At 58.5% G+C, this 10,254-nt stretch carries 11 protein-coding genes; all 11 read right to left on the bottom strand.

Translation table 11 applies throughout. The features are described from left to right. Window positions 1-6: 6 nt before the first annotated feature. Entirely contained in the window at window positions 7-915 is a 909-nt protein-coding gene (gene nahC / locus NN5_RS18780; protein WP_067736881.1) for a 1,2-dihydroxynaphthalene dioxygenase, read from the bottom strand. 25 nt (window positions 916-940) lie between these two features. After that, window positions 941-2,392 carry an aldehyde dehydrogenase gene (locus tag NN5_RS18775; RefSeq protein WP_067736879.1) on the bottom strand — a complete coding sequence of 484 codons (1,452 nt, stop codon included), beginning with the start codon at window positions 2,390-2,392 and terminating at the stop codon, window positions 941-943. A 48-nt stretch (window positions 2,393-2,440) separates the two neighbouring features. Beyond that, window positions 2,441-3,220, bottom strand: a complete 780-nt coding sequence (gene nagB / locus NN5_RS18770; RefSeq protein WP_034301428.1) for a 1,2-dihydroxy-1,2-dihydronaphthalene dehydrogenase NagB — start codon at window positions 3,218-3,220, stop codon at window positions 2,441-2,443. A gap of 63 nt (window positions 3,221-3,283) precedes the next feature. Then, window positions 3,284-3,868, bottom strand: coding sequence for a naphthalene 1,2-dioxygenase system small oxygenase NagAd (gene nagAd, locus NN5_RS18765; RefSeq protein WP_067736877.1), 585 nt, complete (start codon window positions 3,866-3,868; stop codon window positions 3,284-3,286). A gap of 14 nt (window positions 3,869-3,882) precedes the next feature. Continuing rightward, a complete protein-coding gene (gene nagAc / locus NN5_RS25275) occupies window positions 3,883-5,226 on the bottom strand; it encodes a naphthalene 1,2-dioxygenase system large oxygenase NagAc (RefSeq protein ID WP_084385043.1) in 1,344 nt (447 codons plus the stop codon). A gap of 88 nt (window positions 5,227-5,314) precedes the next feature. Further along, window positions 5,315-5,629, bottom strand: a complete 315-nt coding sequence (gene nagAb, locus NN5_RS18755) for a naphthalene 1,2-dioxygenase/salicylate 5-hydroxylase systems ferredoxin NagAb (RefSeq protein ID WP_034303853.1) — start codon at window positions 5,627-5,629, stop codon at window positions 5,315-5,317. Window positions 5,630-5,640: 11 nt separating this feature from the next. Continuing rightward, window positions 5,641-6,126 carry a dalicylate 5-hydroxylase small oxygenase NagH gene (nagH, locus tag NN5_RS18750; protein WP_034303854.1) on the bottom strand — a complete coding sequence of 162 codons (486 nt, stop codon included), beginning with the start codon at window positions 6,124-6,126 and terminating at the stop codon, window positions 5,641-5,643. Between the two features lie 2 nt (window positions 6,127-6,128). After that, on the bottom strand, window positions 6,129-7,391 hold the full coding sequence (gene nagG / locus NN5_RS18745; protein ID WP_034303855.1) for a salicylate 5-hydroxylase large oxygenase NagG: 1,263 nt from the start codon (window positions 7,389-7,391) through the stop codon (window positions 6,129-6,131). 45 nt (window positions 7,392-7,436) lie between these two features. Further along, the gene (nagAa, locus tag NN5_RS18740) at window positions 7,437-8,423 is read right to left on the bottom strand and encodes a naphthalene 1,2-dioxygenase/salicylate 5-hydroxylase systems ferredoxin--NAD(P)(+) reductase NagAa (RefSeq protein WP_034303856.1); all 987 of its coding nucleotides are present in this window, start codon (window positions 8,421-8,423) and stop codon (window positions 7,437-7,439) included. Window positions 8,424-8,435: 12 nt separating this feature from the next. Next, window positions 8,436-9,131 carry a fumarylacetoacetate hydrolase family protein gene (locus tag NN5_RS18735; protein ID WP_157081213.1) on the bottom strand — a complete coding sequence of 232 codons (696 nt, stop codon included), beginning with the start codon at window positions 9,129-9,131 and terminating at the stop codon, window positions 8,436-8,438. Next, the gene (gtdA, locus tag NN5_RS18730) at window positions 9,128-10,180 is read right to left on the bottom strand and encodes a gentisate 1,2-dioxygenase (protein ID WP_067736874.1); all 1,053 of its coding nucleotides are present in this window, start codon (window positions 10,178-10,180) and stop codon (window positions 9,128-9,130) included. The genes NN5_RS18735 and gtdA overlap by 4 nt, the downstream gene beginning before the upstream one ends. Between the last annotated feature and the right edge of the window lie 74 nt (window positions 10,181-10,254).

Here is a 10,254-nt window from a genome sequence, read left to right as displayed (position 1 = left end):
GCATGGCTAGCTCAGTTTGACGTCCAATCCATAACCGGTGGCCTCGATGGCGTGACCGAAAATGTCGCCGACGTAATATTCCGATTCAGCAATGGCGGGGGCGCCTCGCCACCCAGGTTCGATCAGCCAGCCGGAAGGTGTTGCCCCGTAGAACGTCAGCGCCTTATCGTTGGAATGGATGCCCAATTGCAAGGCAATGTCAATCTTTTCCTTCGTGAAAAGCTGGTGTGTGTAACCCAAATCTTCGATATGAGTGTATTCAATCATCAGATGATTGAGGCGCTTGGCCGCAGGCATTGAACCGAAAGCGATGGAATGATCGCGAGCATTGCAATGCATGAACGTCAACTCAGCCGTCATGCCGTTGGGCAAAGGAAGGCGGTACTCGACATCTCCACGGAAGCCCAGCAGGCTGTAGAACTTGCGCGCCGCTTCCACGTCGCTCTGACGCACTATGCAGTGGCCCAGGCCTTGGTCAGCAGTCAAGAACTTGCCGTGCAAGGGGCGACCGGGGTGGAAAGGGTTGTTCAGGTCTATCCGGGGTCCCCAGAAAATCTCGGTCGGGTTGCCACCCGGATCTTCCGTCTTCATCAGGCCCAGCACCATGCGTTCCTGTGCTTCGGCTTTGTCGCACACGTGGACTTTGTAGCCTGCGTCCTGGAGCTTTTGGCCCAATGCATCGAATTCCGGTTGACCGGAGACACGCCAACCCAAGTATTCAAGGTCATCTTGACCATTGTGATGGACCACGATTCTGTGGTGCCAATTGTCCATTCGCAGATAGAAGCGGTCCTTGTCACCTTCATCGAGGACTTGAAGCCCCAGCATGTTCGCGGCAAAGGATTTCCACGCTGCGGGATCCTTGACCGAAATGCCCATGTATCCTAGTTCAATGACTGCTGCTTGCTTGCTCATGGTTTAACTCCTTTGTTGCTTCGGCTTAGAAGGGATACTGCTGTTCGAACGGTTCAATGGTTAGCCATTTGAGCTCCGTGAACTCGTCGATCACCGCGCGTCCATCGAAGCGGCCATAACCGGTGGCCTTTGTGCCGCCATAAGGCGCCTGCGCCTCGTTCTGCACGGTAGACCCGTTGATATGGACCGAGCCGTATTCGATCGCCATGCCCACGCGCAGAGCCCGGTTCACGTCCCGGCCAAACACGCCCGATGACAGGCCGTAGGCGCTGTCATTGGCAATGCGGATGGCGTCTGCTTCGCCCTTGCAACGGATAACCACGGTGATGGGACCGAAGGTTTCCTCATCGTAGATCTGCATGTCGGCTGTCACGTGGTCCAGGATCGTGGCGGGCATGACCGCACCCTCGGCCATACCACCGCACACGACCTTGGCACCCTTGTCGATGGCATCTTTCAACAGGCCATTGATCCGGTCCCCCGAGTTGGACGACACCATCGGACCAATGACGCAGTCCCCGGTCACGCACGGATCGCCTGCACTCAACTTCTTGGTTTTCTCGACGAACTTCGCGACAAATTCGTCCGCGATCTTCTCGTCGACCACCAGGCGTTCGGTGGACATGCAGATCTGGCCTTGGAACAGGAAACTGCCAAACACCGCTGCCTTGACCGCCGCGTCGATGTCCGCGTCGTCCAGAACGATCAGCGGGGACTTGCCACCCAACTCCAGCAAGCAGCGCTTGAGATGTTGGGCCGCTTTCTGGGCGATGATGCGCCCCACGCGAGTGGAGCCCGTAAAGTTGATGCGACGAATCTCTTTAGACGAAATCAGCGCATCGGCGATATCGGGCGAGCGGTCCGGGGACGAGTTCAGATAATTGAGCACGCCAGCGGGCAGGCCGGCCTCCTGTACGCACTTCGCGATCAACGCGTGCGTGCCGGGGCTGAACTCGGAGCCTTTGAACACCACGGTATTGCCGCAGACCAACGGATACGCGATGGCCCGCGCCGCGAGCACTGCGGTGCCGTTCCATGGCACGATACTCAAGATGGGGCCGACCGGTTGACGCAGCGTCATCGACAGGGTGTCAGCCTTGTCCGTCGGAATGGTTTCACCTTGTATTTGCGTGGCCAGTGAGGCGGCTTCCCGGAACACATTGGCCGACAGGTGCACGTTGAACCCCGCCCATAGCGCGGAGGCGCCCACTTCCTTGGCCATCACTTTAATGAACTCGGGCGTTTTGCTCTCCATGACCTCTGCCACCTTCAAGAGAAGGCGCCTCCGCTCCGAAGGCCCAACGGCCTTCCAGGACTTGAACGCCTCTTGGGCGGATTGAGCCGCCTTGCCCGCATCGGCCACCGTCGCATTCGCGCATTGGGTCATGGTCTCGCCACTGACAGGGTGCTTCCGATCAAAGTATTTTTTGTCACCTGAATCGATCCAGGCGTCGTTGATAAACAATTTCGTCTTCATGGGGTGTCTCCTGAGAACGGGGTTGATAAATTTGCTTCAGTTAAAAATTCACTTGCGGCCGAGCGCCATGCCGCCATCAATGCTGATCACCGTGCCAGTGATGAACTTCCCTTGTTCCCGGGAGGCCAGCAAAAGGTACGGTGCCACCACGTCCTCGGGCCTTGCCGCGAACCCCAGGGGAGTCAGGCCTTTGATCATGTCATCGATGCCGGGCATGTCTTTCATTTTGGTTTTGTCGAAGCCAGCGCTTGCCGGGCCAGCCAAAGAAGTGACCGTGCCACCTGGCGCAACGCCATTGACCCGGATGTGCGGAGCCAATTCGTAGGCCAAAGCCTTGACCATGCCCAGCACCGCATGTTTGCTGGCAATGTAGCAAGAACCGCCGGCACCGACCGCATAGGAAGAAACGGAAGCCGTCACCACCACCGATCCGTTCGTCTTTTTGAGCTCCGGCAAGGCCGCGCTGATGCCGCTGAAATAGCTTTTGACGTTGATGTCAAATATCTCGTCGAAACTGCCCGAGAATTTCTCCCAAGGCTCATCGATGCTCAGCATGTAATCCCATATCCCGGCATTTCCGATGAAGCAATCCAGGCGCCCGAACTTGGCAACCGTCTGTTTAACCAGCTTCTCATTGGTGGCGTGATCACGGACATCGCCCGCCACGATCTCAATGTCGTCTTTGAATTCACTGCGAAGACCCGCCTCTTGCTCCTCGTTGCGAACGAGTGCAGATACGCGATAACCGGCTGCCTTAAAAGAGCGAACCAACTCGAAACCAATGCCCGAGCCGGCGCCAGTGATGGCAACAACTTGCTGTGTGTTCATGTCAATAAATTTCCGTTAAAAATAATCACGAATGCCCGCCATCCAGGCAGGCATCCCCAGGGCTCACAGGAAGATCATCAGGTTGTGGGTTTGGAGAATGCGCTCCGGGTAGTCCACAAAGCGTTCGACCAATTTGATGCCACCACCTTCGTTACGTTTCCATTTGTCTTCTCGCGTTGCATAGAACACGTCAACCTGGTTTCCGCGCCTGGCGCGGTGGAGAATGAGGTTGGAGCGGACATGCAGCAGATCCGGTGCACCCGTGTCCTTGGCTGCCATGACATTGGTGACGAAGCGAGTGAAACGCATCTTCGGGCTGTTGGCCCAATTCTGCGGGTCGAGCTGATGCTCAACTCGAACTTTCAGGTGCTGATAGTTCTCGTTGTAGATGTTCACCGCATCATTCAGTTGGTATCGACGCTCGGAAGTGGAGCGAAGTTCTCGCGAGATCACTTGGTATTTGATCTCGGGGGCAACGCAGTGTTCAAGCCAGGCGTTGTAGGCCTGAATGTCCAACAGATGTGCTTCTCGGGTCAGGAGTGTGGTGACTTCTTGCTGCAGATCGCTGTCGTGCCCGACGAAGAAACGATGAAATTCTTCGGCGTCGTGCGCGGAGACCAGCTTGTCTTCCTGGGTATTGATCATCATGGTTGGCTCCTGGATTAGCGATCAGTCGTCTTGGTGAGTTCGGTGTGCCAATTTCGGGAGGTGTTTTCGAACTCGGCCCAATTGGAGCTGCTGATGTGCGCTTGGTAGGCGCGGTAGAAGCCGCGATAGCTGGTTTCACCGATGGACGACTTGCCAACGACGCCGGGATATACTTCATCACCGTAGACGTCCTTGCCGAAACCCAGGTTGGCAAGCAGATCGCTGTTGCTGGATTGGTATTTCTTGGCATTTTGCGACTCGGTTTCCATGTTGTCGTTGTCGTCGCTTTCCCAGAAGCCTGCAGGTCCGAACGTGCGCTGAACCGCGTCGGCTAAGCGGATTTTCAATTCCTCCGGCATGTCTTTTTCCACGATCGCATACGTCCAAACTTCGGTCGTGTTCTCGTCGATCGGGTTCCAGACCTTGAAAACGCCGGAGCAGGTCAAAATGCTGTTGTTCGGGAAAACCGTGCAGTTCAGATGGCTGCGGTAAATCCGCGCCCGAACATCACCGATTTCTTTGGCGAGCTTTTCCTGTTTTGCGCCGCCGAATGCCATCATGTCCGGCACCAGGTCGGCGCTGTGAACGCCGGAATAAGCGTCCCACAACACCCCCATGCCGCTGCCGTATTTGCTGGTCATTTGCAAGCCCGCGCCTTCGGGCGGCAGCATGGCGTTGCCCGCGAGAGGGGTAAATATCGACTGACCTGAGCGCAAAGACGATGCGTGCGTCCAGCCCACGTGGTATGCGTCACCCACAAAGTTTTCCGAGGGCGCCTTCCAGTTGGCCTTGATCACCACTTTGCCCGGGGGGCCTACAAGTTCCAGACCGCCTGAGTGCTTGAAGATGGGCTCCAGGTACCAGGCTGCATCACCCAGATAATCCATGAGCGGGGGAGCCTCTGCATCAAAACAGCCGTAAATAAAGCCATGAAAGCTCTCGACGCGCGGGACTTCTTTCAAGCCCAAGCACTTCTTTTTGATCGCATCTCCGTACAATTCTTTTTCAAAGGGAACGCTTTGAAGTTCACCGTTGGAGCCGAAACCCCAGCCGTGGTAACTGCACACAAAGCCTTTCGCATTTCCGGCTTCTGCGTTCACCAGTGTCTTGCCCCGGTGGCGGCAAACATTCAAAAAGGCTCGCACGGAGCCATCGTTCTGACGGGAGACGATGACTTCATCGACGCCCATTTTTGCTGTGACATAGTCGCCGGGGGAGGGAATCAGACTGTCATGGGTCAAAAAAAGCCAGTTCCGCGCGAAGATGGTCTTCATCTCATGCTGGAAAAGTTCTTTGTCACCATGAATCAGGTGCTTTTGCGTCAGCCCTGCTTCACTCACTAAGTTTTGGTAACTCATAATTGCTTGTCTCCTCTTGTTTGAAAACGGGTAGTGATTGGGTTGGGTGGGGTGATTTCCGGATTTGGCTTTCCTCCTGCAAAGAGTTTTAGTCCAGCTTGAGCATCACGCGCATGTTTTCGATTTTTACGGGGTAGGTTTTGATGTCCTGTGTCAGGGGTGTGCACAAGGCTTTACCCGTGCAAACATCGAATCGGCCTTGATGCAAAGGACATTCAATTTCCCGGCCTTCGAGAAAGCCATCGCTCATGCGGGCGGCGCCGTGAGTGCAGGTGTTGTCGGTGGCGTAGATCTCGCCCGCCACCTCGTAGAGGGCAATCTCCTTGCCGACGATATTGATGCCGATCACGTCGCCCTCGGGCACCTCGTCGCGGGCGGCGGCGTCGATCCAGTTCTCGCTCATTGGATTCGTTCTCAGATAGGGTAGATGATGGAGTTGGGAATCATTTCGCTGTCGTACACGCACAGGCGCGACTTCAGCTTGAGGCCCTCGGGTGTTCGCACGATCACGTCTCGGTAATAGCCGGCGTTGAAAACCGTGGAATCGCCGTCGTACTTGGTGCGAATCACGGCATAGCTGGCTTCGGCGGTGATGCGCTCGCCATCCGCGTCACGCTCCACCGACAGCACGCGCGGCGTGCCTACGATGTGGCGCTGGTAGTAGGGATCGTGGTACATGGTTTCCTTGACACCGTACACTCGGTCACGGATCATGGCCTTGCTCTCCAGCGCCAGCAGACACAGCGGCAAGTCCTGCTCGAAGTTTTCGCGCGGTTGCAGGCGGTAGGTGCCGGTCTCAATGAAAAAATCAGGCCACTTCTCCCAATCGGCGGAGTCGCAGACCATGGCGTAGTCGCTGTACAGGTTCAGCAGTTCGAAGTACGTCTTGAAGTCGATCATGTTCACTCCCCCATCACTTTGCGCCAGTAGTCGTACATGCCGCGGATCAGCGTTTCGGTGACCATGTGGTCGGTGTCGCCGATCTCGTGGCCGCCCATCTCGATCACGGAGCGGTGCGACGGGTTCTGCTCGAAGCCTTCCTGCGACCACTCGATCACCTCGCCGTCGTCGGCCGAGACGAAGCCTGCCGGGCCGAACAGGTTGGCCTGGATCAGGCGGCGCTGGGTCCACTCCTCGTTGTCGTCCTCGAAGCCGAAGTGGGTCCAGACGAAGTCGAAGGAGCCGTGGCCGTTGGGCTGGATGTGGCGCGTCGATACGCTGTTGACCTGCTGCTGGATGATCACACTGGGGAAGATCGTGGTCATCACGGCGGTCGGGCCGCCCCACCAGGGCTCGGGCACGATGTCCAGCAGACGCGGGTCGTTCACCTTCATCTGCTCCTTGAAGCTGTCCACGCCGGACACGACCTCCTCGTTCTTGCCGCCCTGACCGCGCGTGGAGATCATCGCGGCGTGGCGGAATTTGGCGTCCATCTTCAGTTCCGACTTGTTGTCGGCGCGCCAGAGCCCGAAGGTCGAGAACCAGGTGTGCAGCAGGCCCGGGTGGTAGGGGTCCTTGATGTTCTCCTGCATCAGCTTCCAGTTGCCCGGGATGCGCTGGCGGCGGTAGCCCAGGATCTTGAGCTTGCGGCCATTGAAGACGCGATCGAAGTAGTGCAGGATGGTTGGGCCCAGGAAGTCCTCGAAAGGCTCGACATCGTGGTCGAAAGAGGCAAACACTGCACCGCCTCGGGCGGCCACCTTGAGCTTGGTCAGGCCGTGTTCTTCGAGTTTGAAGTCCTTGGGCATGCCGCCGTTGACCTTGCCGTCCTGCTTGACGCCACGGCGGAAGGGCACGCCCTGCAGGTCACCCTTGAGGCTGTAGTTCCACTGGTGGTAGGGGCAGAAGAAGTCCTTGGCGTTGCCGTGGCGCTCGCGGCAAAAGCGCATGCCACGGTGGGCGCAGACGTTCTCCACCACGTTGATGCCGCCATCCGGATCACGCACCATGATGACCGAGCGCTCACCGATCACCGTTCGCTTGAAGTCGCCTGGATTCGGAATCTCGGCTTCCAGGCCTACATAGCACCAGTGGTTTGCATAGAACAGGCGCTCCAATTCGCGCTTGTACAGGTCTTCGCGGGTGTAGGCCCAGAAGGGAACGCGGCTGCTGCCGTCGCCCGGCCACTTCGGATCTTGGGGAAACACTGGTTGGGGTTCATTCATGGCATGGTTTCCTTGGATTAAATTGGGCTCGCATGGCGCCTTCGCTCAGACACCGCTGGGATAGAACGCATCGGCATGGATATGCCCGGGTGCTATGCCCAGGCGAGCAACGAGCAGGTTCAGGGCCTCTACCATGGCCGGAGCGCCACACAGGTAGGCGCGCCATCCCGCCAAATTGGGCAGGTCACGGTCGATCAGATCGGTGACCAGGCCGGATCGATGACCAGGGCCGGCAGGGCCTGTTGCAACAACGACATTCACCTTGAGATTCGGAAACCTTGCAGCCAATGCGTGAAGGCGTTCCTCGTCATAGATGTCCTGCTCGCTCCGCACACCGAAGTACAGATGGATGGGGTTGCTCATCCCTCCCTCCAGTGCGCCTCGAATGATCGAAAGGACGGGCGCCAGACCGGTTCCACCCCCCACACAAAGCATGGGGCCCGTGTGCGTGCGCCGCAGATAGGCCGTTCCGAGGGGGCCGCTGATCCGCACCGAAGCGCCTACGGACAGTTCATTGAAAACGTAGTTGCTGACGTGCCCGCCCGGAACCTCGCGAATCTGAAACTCCATTTCTGCATCGCCAGGCAGCCCGGCCATCGAATAGGGGCGGACGCATTCGGGCGTAAACTGCACCGTTGCGTACTGGCCGGGGCTGAACTCAAGCGGCTTGGCCAGTTTGATGCGCAGGCGCCGGATGTCATGGGTGGCCTCGTCTATCGCTGTGACCGTCCCCTTGACGATGCGCGCCGGGTGAACCACGATCTCGTCAGATTCAGGGATCTCAATCGTGCAGTTTTCGATCAGTACCGCCTGACAGGCCAGAACGTAGGTTCCCTTTCCTGCCTGCGGGCGCCCTGTCTCGGGGCCGTTATCGCGAAGATGGCCGGCAATCACACGGCAACGGCAAGTGCCGCAGCGGCCCGACATGCAGCTATAAGAAATGGGGACCTCGTTGGACCTGAGCACGTCAAGCAGGGTGCTGCCGGTCTCCGCGTTCAGATGCAAATTGAGGGGTTCTACTACCAGTTCCATGCAAGCTCTTTTTCAGTTGGCGGCTTTTGGGCCGATGGTGACTTCGGTGGGTTCGAGACCCTCGATCGTGACGGTCACCACGTCGCCCTCGACCACAGCTCCAACGCCAGCGGGCGTGCCAGTGTAGATGAGATCGCCCGGCTCGATACGATAGAGCGTGCTGAGGAACGCGATGACGTCGGCGACGGGCCAGATCAGTTCGGTCAGATCCGCATCCTGCTTCACTTCACCGTTCACGGTGAGGCGGATTGCCCCCTTGTCGAGATGACCCACCTCGGACACGGGGTGGATGAGGCCCAGTGGCGAGGATTGCTCTACGTTCTTGCCGGTATCCCAGGGGCGGCCCTGCGCGCGGGCGGCCAGCTGGAGATCGCGGCGGGTCATATCGAGGCCGGTTGCATAGCCGTAGACATGGTCGAGCGCCTTTTCGACCGGGATGTCCCTGCCGGCCTGCCCCATCGCAACCACCAGCTCCGCTTCATAATGAAAGTCGGACGTCGCACTCGGATAGGCAATGGTGGAGCCGCTCGGTACGACAGTCTCGGCCCATTTGGTGAAGAAGAACGGAGGTTCCCGATCCGGGTCGCGGCCCATTTCGCGGGCGTGCGCGGCGTAGTTTCGCCCGACGCAGAAGACCCGGCGTACCGGAAAGTCGTCGCCGCCGGTGGTTTTTGCAAGCGTTGCGGGAAGCACTTCAAACAGTGTCACGAGAGTTGCTCCTTGTAGAGGTTGAGTTTCTGCTGGGAAGCCTTGTCCGAGAAACCGAACAAAATGAGTTCGTTTTGCGCGGAGATTTCCAGTGCCTTCCAAGAGGGAACGACGAAAATGTCGCGTGGCTTGAGCGCGAGGCTTTCTCCATCGACACGGGCCTCCCCTTCGCCCTCGACAACGACAAAAGTCGTGCCATCGGTCGAGCGGCGGGGAAGGGTAGCGTAGCCTTGTGGTATCAGCCTTACATGTGCCGAAATGGTGGGCATGATCGGGCCGCCATCGGCAGGGTTCAGGAACTCGAGCGCATGGCCCAGATGCGGATCGATTTCCGCGCTGGCCGCCATGGCAGTGAGCGCGGGGCGCCAATCGGAATAGGGATAGTGAAAGAGGGGTTGGTGGGAGGGACGACGATCCGCAACGCCGCCGCGCATCGGCCGCATATTGTGGCCGTATCGAGCGAGGGTATCTCCGGGCTTCACGGTTTCCGGGTGCATCGCCTCCGGCAGCTTCTCTGCGAAGCTTGCATCGAAGTGACGGACCGTCGGAATATCGAGCCCATCGAGCCATATCATCGGTTTGTCGGTGAAGTTGCCATGATCATGCCATTGCCCGCCCGGCGTCAGAACGAGATCAAACGGGCGCATGACCGCCTTTTCGCCATCGACTGCGGTGTAGGCGCCTTCGCCCTCGATCACGAACCGCAGGGCGCACTGGCTGTGCCGATGGCAAGGTGCGACCTCGCCGGGAAGGATGAGCTGCAGCCCCGCATAAAGACTGGGGGTGACCGCGGAAAGCCCTGTCAGACCGGGATTCTCCAGGATCAGAACCCTCCGCTCGGCCTGTTCGGCCGAGATGAGATCGCCCGCGCGCATGAGATAGCTGCGCGCTTGGTCGTAGCTCCATTTGTGGACGCGGGCCGGACTGTCCGGTTGTGTGAGAACAAGGGCGCTCAGCACTTCCCACAATGGGGTGAGGCTCTGTGGGGCCATCTCGGCATAGAGGGCTTCCAGCTGGGCGTGCTGGTCGTTTGGCAGCGGCTTTGTCATCTTGCCTCCGGTTGACTGCCGAGGCGCGATGACCGCACCTGGCGAATTATCGGCCCTGAAGGCCCAACCGAAAG

Source organism: Novosphingobium naphthalenivorans NBRC 102051, assembly GCF_001590985.1.
GTDB classification, from domain to species: domain Bacteria; phylum Pseudomonadota; class Alphaproteobacteria; order Sphingomonadales; family Sphingomonadaceae; genus Novosphingobium; species Novosphingobium naphthalenivorans.
This window is presented reverse-complemented; position numbering and strand designations above follow the sequence as displayed.